This window comes from Streptomyces sp. NPDC057302 (genome assembly GCF_042667685.1).
GTDB lineage: Bacteria > Actinomycetota > Actinomycetes > Streptomycetales > Streptomycetaceae > Streptomyces.
The window spans coordinates 172,239-186,717 of record NZ_JBHUZJ010000002.1 but is presented as its reverse complement, the minus strand read 5'-3'; the positions used below and the strand labels follow the sequence as shown (position 1 = coordinate 186,717).

General features: G+C 71.2%; 13 protein-coding genes. 5 read left to right on the top strand and 8 right to left on the bottom strand.

The features are described 5' to 3' along the window. Positions 1 to 78: 78 nt before the first annotated feature. The 4 genes from ACFUPX_RS02155 to ACFUPX_RS02140 all read right to left on the bottom strand — a co-directional run bounded on the left by ACFUPX_RS02155 (position 79) and on the right by ACFUPX_RS02140 (position 4,690). Positions 79 to 1,293, bottom strand: a complete 1,215-nt coding sequence (locus ACFUPX_RS02155; protein ID WP_383314318.1) for an acetyl-CoA C-acetyltransferase — start codon at positions 1,291 to 1,293, stop codon at positions 79 to 81. Positions 1,294 to 1,355: 62 nt separating this feature from the next. Next, positions 1,356 to 2,498 (bottom strand): acyl-CoA dehydrogenase family protein, encoded by a 1,143-nt coding sequence (locus ACFUPX_RS02150; protein WP_383314315.1) that lies wholly within the window; start codon positions 2,496 to 2,498, stop codon positions 1,356 to 1,358. Between the two features lie 18 nt (positions 2,499 to 2,516). Further along, the gene (locus tag ACFUPX_RS02145) at positions 2,517 to 3,542 is read right to left on the bottom strand and encodes an LLM class F420-dependent oxidoreductase (RefSeq protein WP_383314312.1); all 1,026 of its coding nucleotides are present in this window, start codon (positions 3,540 to 3,542) and stop codon (positions 2,517 to 2,519) included. Next, entirely contained in the window at positions 3,542 to 4,690 is a 1,149-nt protein-coding gene (locus ACFUPX_RS02140) for a CaiB/BaiF CoA transferase family protein (RefSeq protein ID WP_383314307.1), read from the bottom strand. Before ACFUPX_RS02140 ends, ACFUPX_RS02145 begins: the two co-directional genes overlap by 1 nt. A 185-nt stretch (positions 4,691 to 4,875) precedes the next feature. On the opposite strand from ACFUPX_RS02140, the gene ACFUPX_RS02135 reads away from it, so the two are divergent. Then, the gene (locus tag ACFUPX_RS02135) at positions 4,876 to 6,087 is read left to right on the top strand and encodes a saccharopine dehydrogenase family protein (RefSeq protein WP_383314304.1); all 1,212 of its coding nucleotides are present in this window, start codon (positions 4,876 to 4,878) and stop codon (positions 6,085 to 6,087) included. Here the strand turns inward: ACFUPX_RS02135 and nfi are convergent. Next, positions 6,059 to 6,772, bottom strand: a complete 714-nt coding sequence (gene nfi / locus ACFUPX_RS02130; RefSeq protein WP_383314301.1) for a deoxyribonuclease V — start codon at positions 6,770 to 6,772, stop codon at positions 6,059 to 6,061. The two genes, ACFUPX_RS02135 and nfi, sit on opposite strands and share 29 nt — an antisense overlap. Next, entirely contained in the window at positions 6,769 to 7,335 is a 567-nt protein-coding gene (locus tag ACFUPX_RS02125) for a hypothetical protein (RefSeq protein WP_383314298.1), read from the bottom strand. Before ACFUPX_RS02125 ends, nfi begins: the two co-directional genes overlap by 4 nt. A 136-nt stretch (positions 7,336 to 7,471) precedes the next feature. On the opposite strand from ACFUPX_RS02125, the gene ACFUPX_RS02120 reads away from it, so the two are divergent. Then, a complete protein-coding gene (locus ACFUPX_RS02120; protein WP_383314295.1) occupies positions 7,472 to 7,768 on the top strand; it encodes a YciI family protein in 297 nt (98 codons plus the stop codon). Between the two features lie 21 nt (positions 7,769 to 7,789). On the opposite strand, the gene ACFUPX_RS02115 is transcribed toward ACFUPX_RS02120, so the two are convergent. Continuing rightward, complete coding sequence (locus tag ACFUPX_RS02115) at positions 7,790 to 8,932, bottom strand: WD40/YVTN/BNR-like repeat-containing protein (protein ID WP_383314292.1); 1,143 nt, start codon at positions 8,930 to 8,932, stop codon at positions 7,790 to 7,792. A 173-nt stretch (positions 8,933 to 9,105) separates the two neighbouring features. Here ACFUPX_RS02115 and ACFUPX_RS02110 point away from each other — a divergent pair, with 173 nt between their 5' ends. Then, positions 9,106 to 9,522: an SsgA family sporulation/cell division regulator gene (locus tag ACFUPX_RS02110; RefSeq protein ID WP_383314289.1), complete on the top strand. Its 417-nt coding sequence runs from the start codon at positions 9,106 to 9,108 to the stop codon at positions 9,520 to 9,522. Between the two features lie 18 nt (positions 9,523 to 9,540). Here ACFUPX_RS02110 and ACFUPX_RS02105 read toward each other — a convergent pair whose 3' ends face one another. Continuing rightward, entirely contained in the window at positions 9,541 to 10,230 is a 690-nt protein-coding gene (locus ACFUPX_RS02105; RefSeq protein ID WP_383314286.1) for a GPP34 family phosphoprotein, read from the bottom strand. A 308-nt stretch (positions 10,231 to 10,538) separates the two neighbouring features. On the opposite strand from ACFUPX_RS02105, the gene ACFUPX_RS02100 reads away from it, so the two are divergent. Both ACFUPX_RS02100 and ACFUPX_RS02095 read left to right on the top strand, forming a co-directional pair. Then, positions 10,539 to 12,170 (top strand): ABC-F family ATP-binding cassette domain-containing protein, encoded by a 1,632-nt coding sequence (locus tag ACFUPX_RS02100; protein WP_383314283.1) that lies wholly within the window; start codon positions 10,539 to 10,541, stop codon positions 12,168 to 12,170. 10 nt (positions 12,171 to 12,180) lie between these two features. Next, the gene (locus ACFUPX_RS02095) at positions 12,181 to 14,472 is read left to right on the top strand and encodes an ATP-binding cassette domain-containing protein (protein ID WP_383314280.1); all 2,292 of its coding nucleotides are present in this window, start codon (positions 12,181 to 12,183) and stop codon (positions 14,470 to 14,472) included. Positions 14,473 to 14,479: the final 7 nt, after the last annotated feature.

Below are 14,479 nucleotides of genomic sequence, written 5' to 3'. Positions count from 1 at the left end.
CAGCGCACGCCTTCAGGGGCGCGGGGAACTGCGCGAGCAACCACGACGCACCCGCGGTCGGCGACGGCCCCAGCGGCGCTACACCCGTTCCACGATCGTGGCGATCCCCATGCCTCCGCCGACGCACAACGTGGCCAAGCCGTACCGCAGGTCCCTGCGCTCCAGCTCATCGACCAGCGTCCCCAGGATCATCGCCCCGGTCGCGCCCAAGGGATGCCCCAACGCGATCGCACCGCCGTTGACGTTGACCTTGTCCAGGGACAGGCCCATGTCCTTGACGAAGCGCAGCACCACCGCCGCGAACGCCTCGTTGATCTCGACGAGGTCGATGTCGTCGATGGTCAGGCCCGCCTTGGCGAGCGCCTTGCGGGCCGCGGGGGCGGGGCCCGTGAGCATGATGGTCGGCTCGGAGCCGGAGACGGCCGCGGAGACGATCCGGGCGCGCGGGGTGAGCCCGTAGCGCTCGCCGACCTCCTTGGTGCCGATGGCCACCAGCGCCGCGCCGTCCACGATGCCGGAGGAGTTGCCCGCGTGGTGGACGTGGTCGATCTTCTCGATCCAGTGGTACTTCTGGAGCGCGACGGCGTCGAAGCCGCCGAGGTCGCCGATGTCCTTGAAGGACGGCTTCAGCTTGGCGAGCGAGTCGGCGGTGGTGCCGGGCCGCATGAACTCGTCGTGGTCCAGGACGACAAGGCCGCTGCGGTCCTTCACCGGCACGACGGACTTCTCGAAGCGGTTGTCCTTCCAGGCGGCCGCGGCACGCTCCTGGGAAAGGGCCGCGTACTCGTCCACGTCACGCCGGGAGTAGCCCTCCACCGTGGCGATCAGGTCGGCGCCGATGCCCTGCGGCACGAAGCCGGTCTCGTAGTTGGTCATCGGGTCGGCGAACCAGGCGCCGCCGTCCGAGCCCATCGGGACGCGCGACATCGACTCGACGCCGCCCGCGAGGACGAGGTCCTCCCAGCCCGAACGCACCTTCATCGCCGCCATGTTGACCGCTTCGAGGCCCGAGGCACAGAAGCGGTTCTCCTGGACGCCCGCGACGGTGTCCGGAAGACCGGCGGCGATGGCCGCGACGCGCGCGATGTCGGACCCCTGGTCGCCGACGGGGCCCACGACACCGAGGACGATGTCGTCGACGGCCGCCGGGTCGAGGTCGGGGAACCGCGCCCGGATCTCGTGGATCAGGCCGACGACGAGGTCGATCGGCTTGGTGCCGTGCAGGGCGCCATTGGCCTTGCCGCGTCCGCGCGGGGTGCGGATCGCGTCGTATACGTACGCTTCGGTGGTCAAGACAGCAGCCTTTCGCAAAGAACAAAGAACAAAGAACTGTGAAGTTGAGGGTTCGAGCGGGTTCAGGCGAGCAGGGAGCGGCCGATGATCTCCTTCATGATCTCGGTCGTGCCTCCGTAGATCGTCTGGATGCGGCCGTCGGTGAAGGCCTTGGCCACGCGGTACTCGGTCATGTAGCCGTATCCGCCGTGCAGTTGCAGGCAGCGGTCGGCGACGCGTTTTTGCAGCTCGGTGGCCCACCACTTGGCCATCGACGCGTGCACGGCGTCGAGTTCCCCGTTCGAGTGATCCACGATGCAGCGGTCGAGGAACGCGCGGGTGACCGCGCACTCGGTCGCCATCTCCGCGATCTCGAAACGGATGTGCTGGAGCTTGGAGAGCGGTCGCCCGAAGGCCTCGCGCTCCTTGACGTACGTCGTGGTGATCTCCAGGAGGTACTCGGCGGCGGCGATCCCCGCGACGGCGATGCCCATGCGCTCCTGCGCGAGGTTCGTCATCAGGTGGATGAAGGCGCCGTCGAGCTCCCCGAGGAGGTTCTCCTTGGGGACGCGTACGTCGTTGAAGAACAGCTCGGCGGTGTCCTGGGACTTCTGGCCGATCTTGTCGAGGTTGCGGCCCCGCTCGAAGCCCTCCGCGCCGCGCTCGACGACCAGGAGGGACAGGCCCTTGGCGCCGCCCTCCGGGGAGGTCTTGGCGACGACGACGACCAGGTCGGCGAGGATCCCGTTCGAGATGAACGTCTTGGAGCCGTTGAGCAGCCAGTGGTCGCCCTGGTCGGCTGCCGTGGTGCGGATGCCCTGGAGGTCGGAGCCCGCGCCCGGTTCGGTCATCGCGATGGCGGTGATGATCTCGCCGGAGCAGAAGCCGGGCAGCCAGCGCCGCTTCTGCTCCTCGGTGGCCAGCGATGTCAGGTACGGGCCGATGATGTCGTTGTGCAGGCCGAGCGCGAGCCCCGCCGCGCCGGCGCGGGTGAACTCCTCGGCCAGGACCGCGCTGTAGCGGAAGTCGGTGTTACCGCCGCCTCCGTACTCCTCGGGCACGGCGAGCCCGAGCAGCCCCTGCTTGCCCGCGGCGCGCCAGGCGTCGCGGCTGACGATGCCGTCCTTCTCCCACTGTTCGTAGTGGGGCAGCACCTCCTTGGCCAGGAAGGTGCGGACGGTCTCGCGGAACGCCTCGTGTTCGTCGGAGAAGATCTGTCGCTTCACGTACGGCCTCCTGGAGTTCTAGAGCCAGCCCTTGACGGTTTCGATCAACTTGGCCGGCTCGGGGCCGACGGGGACGACGTTGAGCATGGTGACGCCCGCCTCGCGGAAGGCCTCGACACGCTCACGGACATAGCTCTTGGGCCCGCACAGCGACATGAGCTCGCAGAACTCGTCCGGGACGGCGGCCTCGGCTTCCTTCTTCCTGCCCGAGAGATACAGCTCCTGGATGCGCCCGGCCTCCTCCTCGTAGCCGTACGCGACCGCGAGGTCGTTGTAGAAGTTCTTCCCCCGGGCGCCCATGCCGCCTACGTAGAGGGCGATTTGGGGTCGGGCCAGATCCCGTACGGCTGCCGCGTCGTCACCGATGGCGAGCAGTCCGCCCGCGACCGTCTGCAACGGGCCGAGCGCCGGATCGCGCTTCTCCTTGCCCTCGGCGAGCGGAGCGCCCCACACCTGGTGGGCCTTCTCCGGGATGAACAGCGTGGGCAGCCAGCCGTCGGCGATCTCGGCGGTCATCCGGACGTTGGCGGGGCCCAGCGACGCGACGTACAACGGCACTTCCGCACGCACCGGCCTGGTGAGGATCTTCAGCGGCTTGCCCAGCTTGCCGCCCTTGTCGGCGGGCAGCGGCATGTCCGTGATGCCGTGGTGGTCGATGACCTCGCGGCGCAGGATGCGGCGGGTCAGCTCGATCGCCTCGCGGGTGCGGGCCAGCGGCTTGTCGTACGGCTTCCCGTGCCAGCCCTCGACGACCTGCGGGCCCGACGCGCCGAGTCCGATGATCGCCCGGCCACCGGAGATCGCGTCGAGTCCGGCGGCCGTCTGGGCGATGAGGGCGGGGGTGCGCGAGTAGACGTTGAGGATCGCGGCGCCGATCCGCATACGTTCGGTGCGCGCGGCCAGGTAGCCCATGATGGTGGGCGAGTCGAAGCCGTACGCCTCCGCCACCCAGACGGCGTCCAGACCGGCGGACTCCAGGGCCGCGATGTCGTCGGCGGCCTGGCGCGGGTCGCCCGCGTAGGCGAGAGGTGCGGACAGTTGCATCAGTCGTCTTCCTTCGTGGGTGCGCCCCTGAGGGCCGGTACGTCCCAGTCGCGGGCCACGTCCTCGGTGTCCGCGCCCGGCAGGGCGGGGCCGCCGCGGACCTCCGTCGGGGTCGCGGAGAAGCGGGGCGCGGGGGCGGGCTGGGTGATGCCGCCGTGGTCGACGAACGTGCCGCGGGCGGCGAGATGGGGGTGTCCGGGGGCTTCGCGCAACGAGAGCACGGGCGCGACGCACGCGTCGGAGCCTTCGAAGACGGCCGTCCACTCCTCGCGCGTCCGGGCCTTGAAGCGGCTGGCGACCGCCTCGCGCAGCTCGCCCCAGCGGGCGAGGTCCTTGCGGGCGGGCGCCTCGTCGGCGAGGCCGAGGAGTGCGATGAACTCGTCGTAGAACTGCTGCTCGAGGGCGCCGACGGCCATGTAGCCGCCGTCGGCCGTCTCGTAGTTGCCGTAGAACGGGCAGCCGCCGTCCAGGAGGTTGGCGCCGCGCCGGTCCTGCCAGCCGCCGGCCGCGAGCATGCCGTGGATCATCGACGTGAGGTGGGCGGTGCCGTCGACGATCGCGGCGTCCACGACCTGGCCCGTGCCGTGCTCGCGCGCGTGGTGCAGGGCGGCGAGGATGCCCACGACGAGGTAGAGCGAGCCGCCCGCGTAGTCGCCGACGAGGTTGGCGGGGACGGTGGGCGGCTCGCCGGGGTTGCCGATCATGCCGAGGGTGCCGGTGATGGCGATGTACGCGATGTCGTGCCCTGCGCGCTGGGAGAGCGGACCCTCCTGGCCCCAGCCGGTCATCCGTCCGTAGACGAGCTTCGGGTTGCGGGCGTGGCAGGCGGCGGGCCCGACGCCCAGGCGCTCGGCGACGCCGGGGCGGTAGCCCTCGATGAGGACGTCCGCGCGGTCGGCCAGGTCGAGGACGCGGTCCGCGCCGTCCGCCGACTTGAGGTCGATGATCACGGAGCGTTTGTTGCGGTTGGTGACGTCGTACTCGGGATTGATCGCGAGACCGCCGCCGCCCGGTCGGTCGACGCGTACGACGTCCGCACCGAGGTCGGCGAGGAGCATGGCCGCGAACGGGCCGGGCCCGATGCCCGCCAGCTCGACCACACGCACCCCGGCGAGCGGTCCGCGAACGCCCTTGTCCGGCACTGCCATTGAGCCCCCAGCGCTATGACACAACTGATGTAACACCAGTGATGCTAAGAACGTGTTCCACTCCGCACAAGACCCTAGCAAGCAAGCGCTTAGACAAATTGGGGGACGGTCCGTGCGGCGACACCCGCTTCGCACGCTAGCCTCGGCCCCCGACGTCGGCGTGCGGTGTACGGCAGAGAGGTGCCATGACCAGTCAGAACGGCAACGGCAAGGAGCGTGCGGCGGACCGCATGTACGACATCGTGCTCTTCGGGGCGACCGGCTTCGTCGGTGTGCTCACCGCGGAGTACCTCGCCGCGCACGCGCCCCAGGGGCTGCGCTGGGCGATCGCGGGGCGTGACACCGGCAAGCTGGAGCGGCTGCGCGACGAGCTCGCGAAGGACCACCCGGCCTGCGCCGAGCTTCCCCTGGTCCGCGCGGACGTGGCGGACCCGGCGTCCCTGCGGGAGCTGGCGGGGCACGCGCGCGTGGTGGCCACCACCGTCGGGCCCTATCTCGCGTACGGCCAGGAGCTCGTCGCCGCGTGCGCCGACGCGGGCACGGACTACGTGGATCTCACCGGAGAGCCCGAGTTCGTCGACCTCATGTACGTGCGGCACGACGCCCGCGCACGGGAGACGGGCGCGCGGCTCGTGCACTCTTGCGGCTTCGACTCGGTCCCGCACGACCTGGGGGCGTACTTCACGGTGCGACAGCTCCCGGAGGGCGTGCCGCTGCGCGTCGACGGGTTCGTGCGCAGCAACGCGACGTTCTCCGGCGGTACGTTCGCCTCCGCGCTCGCCCAGTTCGCGCGCGGCCCGCAGATGCTGTCCGCCGCGCGTGACCGGCGCCGGCACGAACCGCGCCTGGTGGACCGCAAGGCGTACGCCCCGCCGAGCGCGCCCCGGTACGCGGGCGAGGTCGGCGCCTGGGCCCTGCCCCTGCCGACCATCGACCCGCAGGTGGTGCAGCGCTCGGCGCGGGCGCTGAGCCGCTACGGGCCCGACTTCCGCTACCGGCACTACGCGGCCGTGCAGTCCCTGCCGTTCGCGCTGGGCGGCGCGGCGGCCGTCGGCGGCCTGGTGGCCGCCGCTCAACTGCCGCCCGCCCGGCGGTGGTTGTCGTCGCGGCTCAAGCCGGGCGAGGGGCCGAGCGAGCGGCGCCGCGCGGAGAGCTGGTTCTCCGTGCGGTTCGTCGGCGAGGGCGGCGGCAAGCGGGTGTTCACGGAGGTCTCGGGCGGCGATCCGGGGTACGACGAGACGGCGAAGATGCTGGGCGAGGCGGCGCTGTGCCTGGCCGTCGACGACGATCTGCCGGAGGTGGCGGGGCAGCTGACCACCGCCGTGGCGATGGGCGACGCGCTCACCGCGCGACTGACGGCGGCCGGGCTCAGGTTCCGGGTGGCGGCGATGCGCTAGCGCTCGCCTCGCGCAGCGCCGCGCGGCACAGGGCGTCCGCGCGGCGCGTCGACTCCGGAAGGCGGTAGCGCGGGGTCAGCCGGAGCGTGTGGGCGCACGCGTTGTCCAGGCTCACGCGGTGGCCCACGGAGACGAAGACCGGCTTGACGCCCTCGCGGGTGCGCAGGGCGCGGCCGATCTCCTCCGCTCCGTCGAGCAGGGGGGCCGCGCTGCCCCGCGGTGCGCCGGGAGCCTCGTACGCGAACGTGAAGGGGTTCTTGGCCACGCCGATCGTGGGCAGCCCGGTGAGGACGCCGAGGTGGCTCGCGAGGCCGAACCTGCGGGGGTGCGCGATGCCGTAGCCGTCGCAGACGACGAGCCCCGGGTCGGCCTGGAGCTCCTCCAGGGCGGCGAGGACGGTGGGGATCTCGCGGAAGGCGAGCAGGCCCGGCACGTACGGGAAGGCCACGCGGCCCACCGCGGTCGCCTCCTCGACGACGTCGAGCGTCGCGGCGTCCAGGACGACGAGCGCCGCGGCGACGATGTCGCGCTCGTCGTCGTAGGCGACGTCGACCCCCGTGACGTGCCCGGTGCCCGGCCGCGGGCCCTCTTCGCCGAGCACGACCCGGGCGCGGAGCTCGTCCTGGACGGCGCGGGCGGCCGGCTCGTCGGTGGGCCAGCCGGCGGGAGCGTCGAAGGTCGTCACTTGGCCGCCGCGAACTTCCAGACGAACGGCTTACCGTTCTGCTCGGCCCAGTGGACCTCCAGGTCCTTCGCGTCCTTGGGGACCAGGTAGGTCTCGCACAGGACGTGGGTCTCGCCCTGCTTCCAGCCCTTGATGGACGAGGGGACCTCGCAGCCCTGCTTGCCGTCGGCGGCGCCGACCATCAGCGTTCCGCGCTTTCCGTCCGCCCAGATCGTGGTGGGCTGGCTGGCGCGCGGGCTCTGCGTGAGGGTCGGTCCCGACCGGTGCGTGTACTTCACGTGCGCGACGGCCGGGACCAGGCCCTTGGCCTCCTCGGGCTCCGACACCATCTTCGCGGTCTCGGCCTCCGTGCCCAGTTCGACCTTCTGCGGGGTGAGGTCGTAGGTGACGGAGACGTTGCCCTCCTTCGCCACGCCGGTGGCGCTCTCGCCGGTGCCGCGCGCGCCCGCCTTCACCTCGTCCACGGAGTCCTTGCCGCCGCCGCCGCTCCCGCAGGCGGTCAGCGCGAGGGCGAGCACGGCTACGGGCGAGGCGACACGCAAAGCGGTCTTTCTGTACAGCAAAGCGAACTCCCGGCAGAAATGGGGCGGCCACGCACCGTGAAGTCGCCCCATGGAGCGACCGGTTGAACGATCAGGATAGATCGAACGCCCCGGGCCGCGGCCACGCCTTGCGGGCCGCGGCGGTAGCCTCCCGATCATGTTCGTTCTCGAGTTGACCTACACCGCGCCCGTCTCCGCCGTCGACAAGGAGCTTGAGGCCCACGTCGCCTGGCTCGACCAGCTGTACGCACAGGGCGTCTTCATCGCGTCGGGGCGCAAGAATCCGCGCGACGGCGGTGTGATCCTCGCCGTGGCCGACGACCGCGCGGCGATCGAGGAGATCGCGGCGAGCGATCCCTTCGTGCTCGCGGAGGTCTGCGAGTACCGCGTCACCGAGTTCATCGCCACGAAGACGGCCCCGGCGCTCGCCCCCTACCGGCAGGAACTTCCCTAGCCCTGCCGGCGGGGATCGTCCCTAGCCCCGCTCCCAGCGCGCGATGCGGCCCTTCTCGCCGGACGCCCAGCAGCTCCGGTCCCGCGTGCAGTCCACGGTGTCGTACGACCCCGCGTCGACCGCCCGCCAGCTGCGCCCGCCGTCCGTCGTGACGTCCGTGCCGGTCGGCCCGACCGCGAGCGCGCCCCGGCGGCTTCCCGGCAGCCAGGCCACCCCGGAGCGGTAGGCGGGCGGGGGCTGGGCCGCCGTGGTCCAGGTGCGGCCGCCGTCGCCGGTGGTGGCCGCGGCCTTCGGGGACGGCTGGTCGGCGCGGTAGTCGCCGCCGACCGCGATGCCGTGCGTACGGTCGCGGAAGGCGAGCCCGAAGACGCCGCGGGCCGGGTCGCCCGCCGGGATCGGCGCGTCGGTGGCCGTCCAGGTGCGGCCCCGGTCGGCGGAGTGCAGGACTCGCGCGCGCTGTGCTCCCCCGGTGGCCAGCCAGACGTCGCGGGAGCCGGAGCTCACCAGGCACTGGCCGCTCGCGGCGAAGCCCGACTCGCCTTCCTGGGCCGCGGGCATGCCCTTGTCCGGCAGGACCTTCCAGGAGCGGCCGCCGTCGGCGGTGGACAGGATGCGGTACTTGCCGTTCACCGGGTCGCTCATGGCCAGGCCGTGGCTCCGGTCGAAGAAGGTCATGCAGTCGTAGAAGGCCTTGGGGTCGGTGTTGCGGAAGGACTCCGTCCAGGTCGCGCCGCCGTCCGCCGTGCGAAAGACCCGCGAAGCCTCGCCCTCACCGATGGCGAGGACCACCGCGCGGCGGCCGTCGAAGGCCTCGACGTCACGGAACTCCAGCCCCTCGGCCCCGGGCGGGGAGACGTTTCGCCAGCTTCGCCCGCCGTCCGACGTGCGCAGCACGGTGCCCTTCGCGCCGGCCACCCAGGCGGTGTGCCGGCTGACGGCGGCGAGACCCCGGAAGCGCGCGTCGGTGCCGCTGTCCTTGAGATCCCAGCCGCCGCCCTTCTCCGGGTGGCTTTCGGGGCCCGCGGGAGCCGAGGGCCCCGAGGGAACCGCCTGGGCGACCCCCGGTGCGACCAGCGCCGTCGCGGCGAGAGCCGCCCCGCACAGTCCCACCGACACCGCACGACCCACGGACCGCGACCATCTCGTCTTCCCCAAGGACTTCATGGCGGGCGAAGTTACCACCGGAACGCAGGATTCCTTCCGGGAATTCTGTGAAGACGGTGAAGAGCACGCGGTGACCGAGGTCACTCGGTGTTCGCGTGCACGGATTCCGTCATTCCGACGTCTATCCAAGTGCCGACCCGAGTAGTCCAGCTGTCAGTGTGAGGGAGCAGGCGTTGTCCACCAGCATCGAGCAAGCCGTAGAGGCCCGCCTCGTCGCCGCCGCACCGCGGATGTCGACCATTCCCGCGACGCTGCACTACGACCGGGGCGATCCGTTCGCCGTCCGGATGAGCTTTCCCGCCCCCGCCACGCTCGAAGGCATCGAGGTCTACTGGACCTTCGCCCGCGAGCTGCTCGCCCAGGGCCTGGAGCAGGCGGTGGGCGACGGTGACGTCCGCGTGCGGCCGTACGGCTTCGACCGCACGGTCGTGGAGTTCCACGCCCCCGAGGGCACCGCGATCGTCCACATCCGCACGGGCGAGCTGCGCGGCTTCCTGCACCGCTCCCTGGCCCTGGTGCCCACCGGCGACGAGCACCTGCACGTCGACCTGGACCAGGACCTCGCCGATCTGATGCGGGACGCCTGCTGAGCCGCGCCTCCGAGCCCCTCAGCCACCCCCGCCGCCGCCGGAGGACGCCCTGGCCGCCTCCGCGGACGACACCGCCGACGCCAGCGCCTTGCGCAGCGCCCGCATCAGCTCGGGCAGTTCCGGAGCGGGAGCCCCGGCGCGGTCGGTGAGCGCGTCGAGCCGCTCCTTGTACTGCCTGCGGTCCTTGCCCGAGACGATGCCGCGCAGCTTGCCCGTCGCCGCGCACACCACCAGAGCCGCGTCGCCCGCGGGAACCTCGGACACCGGGACCGGGCCGCGCAGGACCGCGAGCGCCTCCGCGTGCAGGACCTCGACGTATCCGGCGCGCTCCAGTTCGTAGCGCCGCGAGGGGAAGATCCCGAAGACCCGGGCGCGCTCCGACCGCAGATATCCCTCGGACACCAGCTGGTCGCGCACGTCGTCCTGGGTGGCGCGGGCCTTGTGCGTGATCCAGGCGCGCCACTTGCGGGGCCGGGACTCCTCGACGAGTTCGAGGACGCCGTCGAGCACCGGGTCGCCGGTGCGTGCGCCGAAGACCGGGGTGACGATGCCGTCCACGTCCGAGACGATTCCGCGCTGGGCCAGCTCCGCGAGCGCGCAGGCCCGGACCGCGAAGTGCAGGTCGGGGGCGCCGGTGATTCTGTTCCGGCCGGTGTTCCAGGCCAGCAGGAAGATCCGGGTCGGCAGTGAGAGCGAGCCGTAAGGCATGGGGCCTCCTTGTTCGCGGTCACGATAAGTCGTTGACAGCCACCGGGGCGCACCCTACGGTGTATAACGGTTCTGTTGTCGCCGATAGGAGTAGGACGTTGCTCGTCTGAGGTCTGGAGTCACCGCTCACACAGCTCGACTGTGTGCGTAGCGTGCGACCTCGGCGTACGAGCCGTCCCCCGGCACAGGGCCCGTTTTCCTGCCCTCGCCCCCTGATGACGCTGCTCCCGTCCTGCTGTCGCGCCCCGCGGTGTCCCGAAACGCGTTGCCCCTGACCGCGCTTCATCTCACGCAACCGCGAGGACCACATGTCTACCCACCCCACCTCCATCACCTGCGCGTCGCTCGACTTCACCTGGCCGGACGGCACCGGCGTCTTCGACGGGCTCCAAGTGGCCTTCGGACCGGGCAGAACCGGCCTCATCGGCGTCAACGGATCAGGGAAGTCAACCCTGTTGAAGCTCATCGCCGGTGTCCTCACGCCGAGCGAGGGCTCGGTCCGCGTCGCGGGTGACATCGGGTACCTGCCGCAGAACGTCACCCTCGACACCGGCCTGCGCGTCGACGAGGTGCTCGGCATCGCCGCCACGCGCGCCGCCCTGCACGCCATCGAGGCGGGCGACGTGGCCGAGGAGCACTTCACGGCGGTCGGCGACGACTGGGACGTCGAGGAGCGCGCCGTCGCGACCCTCGATCAGCTCGGCCTCGGCCACATCGGCCTCGACCGGACGACCGGGGAGGTCTCGGGAGGCGAGTCCGTACTGCTGCGTCTTGCCGCGCTGCTGCTGCGCAGGCCCGACGTGCTCCTGCTGGACGAACCCACCAACAACCTTGATCTGTACGCCCGTCGACGGCTGTACGCGGCCGTCGACGCCTGGTCCGGGGTCCTGGTCGTGGTCAGCCACGACCGTGAACTCCTCGACCTGGTCGACCAGATCGCCGATCTGCGGGACGGAGAACTCAAGTGGTACGGCGGCAACTTCTCCGCATACGAGGAGGCGCTCGCCGCCGAACAGGAGGCGGCGGAGCGCATGGTGCGCGTCGCCGAGTCCGATCTGAAGAAGCAGAAGCGCGAACTCGCCGACGCCCAGGTCAAGTTGGCCCGGCGTAAGCGCTACGGCCAGAAGATGTGGGACACCAAGCGCGAGCCCAAGGTCATCATGAGCGAGCGCAAGCGCCAGGCCCAGGTGTCCGCGGGCAAGCACCGCATCATGCACGAGGAGAAGCTCAGCGAGGCCAAGGAGCGCTTGGACGATGCCGTCGAGGCGGTGCGGGACGACGACGAGATCCGCGTCGACCTGCCGTTCACCGCGGTCCCGCCGGGCCGCACCGTACTCACGCTGCGCGATCTCTCCCTGCGCTACGGAGCGCGTGTGGAGGGCGAGTTCGAGCTGCGCGGCCCGGAACGGATCGCGCTGGTCGGCCGCAACGGCGCGGGCAAGACCACGCTCCTGCGGACGATCGCGGGAGAGCTGGACGCCGTGGAGGGCGAGGCGACGGCGCACGTCCCGCTGCGTTTTCTGCCGCAGCGCCTCGACGTGCTCGACGAGGAGCTGACGGTGGCGCAGAACGTGGCACGCTTCGCGCCCGACGCCACCAACAACCGGATCCGGGCCCGCCTGGCCCGCTTCCTGTTCAAGGGGGCGCGGGCCGACCAGCGCGCGGCGACCCTGTCGGGCGGCGAACGGTTCCGGGCGGCGCTGGCCGCGCTGCTGCTCGCGGAGCCCGCGCCGCAGCTCCTGATGCTCGACGAACCGACGAACAACCTCGACATCGCGAGCGTGAAACAGCTGGCCACGGCCCTGGAGTCGTACGAGGGAGCACTGATCGTGGCCAGTCACGACCTGCCGTTCCTGGAGTCGATCGGCATCACACGCCGGCTGCTCCTCGACGGTGAACTGAAGGAAATCACGACAGAACATGTCTGGTATTCCGGCTAGCTTCGGATGTATGCACCCATACATCACGATCACCGGAGCCCGGGAGAACAATCTGAAGGAGGTGAGCCTGCGCATTCCGAAGGACCGGCTCACGGTCTTCACCGGCGTATCGGGGTCGGGGAAGTCGTCGGTCGTGTTCGACACGATCGCGGTCGAGTCGCAGCGCCAGCTGAACGAGACCTTCACGTGGTTCGTCCGCAACCGGCTGCCGAAGTACGAGCGGCCCCGCGCGGACACCATCGAGGAGCTCTCGCCCGCGATCGTCGTCGACCAGCGGCCGATCGGCGGCCACTCCCGGTCCACGGTGGGCACGATGACGGACATCTACTCGGTGGTGCGCGTGCTGTTCTCGCGGCACGGCACACCGAGTGCCGGTCCCGCGACCGCGTACTCGTTCAACGACCCGTCGGGCATGTGCCCCCGCTGCCACGGCCTGGGCAAGACCGTGCGGCCCGACTACGACCGCATCCTGGACCCCGCCAAGTCCCTGGCGGACGGCGCGGTCCTCTTCCCGCCGTTCGCCGCGGGGACCTGGCAGGGCCAGACGTACACCAACACCCCCGACCTGGACACGCACAAGCCGGTGGGGCGGTTCACGGCCGCGGAGCGGCGGTTCCTGATGCGCGGCGCCCAGGACAGCGGCAAGGTCAACGTCGACAACACCGGTGGCGCCCGGGACATCGACTACGAAGGGCTCGCCAACCGGTTCGAGCGGCTCTACCTCAACCGGGATCTGTCGACGCTCTCCCAGAAGACCCGCGACCTGGTGGAGCGCTTCCTCGTCGAGGGCGAGTGCGACGCCTGCGAGGGCGCGCGGCTCAACGCGGCGGCGCTGGCCACCCGTATCGACGGCATGACCATCGCCGACTGCTCCCGCATGGAGGTCACCGACCTCATCACCGCCCTGGAGCCGATCGACGACCCGGTGGCGGGCCCGATCGCGGCGGCGGCCGTGGCCGCGCTCGAACGGATCGAGGCGATCGGGCTCGGCTACCTCAGCCTCGGCCGCGAGACGTTCACGCTGTCCGGCGGCGAGGGCCAGCGCCTGAAGACGGTGCGGCATCTCGGCTCCAGCCTGACCGGCATGACGTACATCTTCGACGAGCCCAGCGTCGGGCTGCACCCGCGCGACGTGGGGCGGCTCAACGACCTGCTGCTGCGGCTTCGCGACAAGGGGAACACCGTCCTGGTCGTGGAGCACGACCCGGACGTGATCGCCGTCGCCGACCATGTCGTCGACATGGGTCCGGAGGCGGGCACAGGCGGCGGCCTGGTCGTCTTCGAGGGGACGCCGGACGAGCTGCGGCGCGCGGACACGCTCACGGGCCGGCGCCTGCGGCGCTCCACGGGCGTCAAGGAGAGCCCGCGCGAGGCCATCGGCGGACGGTGGGTCAAGGGCGCCGACCTGCACAACCTCAAGGACGTCAGCGTGCGCGTGCCCACCGGGGTGCTCACCGCGGTGACGGGCGTCGCGGGCTCGGGCAAGAGCACGCTGGTGTCGCGGGCGTTCGTCGCCGAGCATCCGGACGCCGTGGTCGTCGACCAGTCGGGCATCGGCGTCTCGGGCCGCTCGACCCCGGCGACGTATCTCGGGATCATGGATTCGCTGCGCAAGCTCTTCGCGCGCAGGACCGGCCGGGAGGCGGGGCTCTTCAGCTTCAACTCCGATGGCGCGTGCGAGAGTTGCCAGGGCCGCGGGGTCATCCACAGCGACCTCGCGTTCATGGATCCGGTGACGACGACCTGCGAGACGTGCGAGGGGCGGCGCTTCAAGGACGAGGTGCTCCGGCTGACCGTCGGCGGCAGCTCCATCGCCGACGTGCTCGACATGACGGCCGAGCGGGCCCTGGATTTCTTCGCCGCCGTCGACGACACGGCTATGCGCCGCAGGCTGCGCGCGCTGCACGACGTGGGGCTCACCTACCTGACGCTCGGGCAGCCGCTGAGCACCCTGTCGGGCGGCGAGCGCCAGCGCATCAAGCTCGCCACGCAACTGCACCGCACGGGCACGACGTACGTCCTCGACGAGCCGACGACCGGCCTGCACATGGCGGACGTGGACGGCCTGCTCGCCCTCCTTGACCGGCTCGTCGACGCGGGCAACACCGTGATCGTCGTCGAGCACAACCTGGAGGTCGTCAAGCACGCGGACTGGGTGATCGACCTCGGCCCCGACGGCGGCAAGCACGGCGGCCGGATCGTCTTCGAGGGCACTCCGGGACAGCTGATCGACGCGGAAGGCTCGTTCACCGCCGCTCATCTGCGACGAGACCTGGGCCTGGACCCCTCTCACGCTGCATGATGTGCGG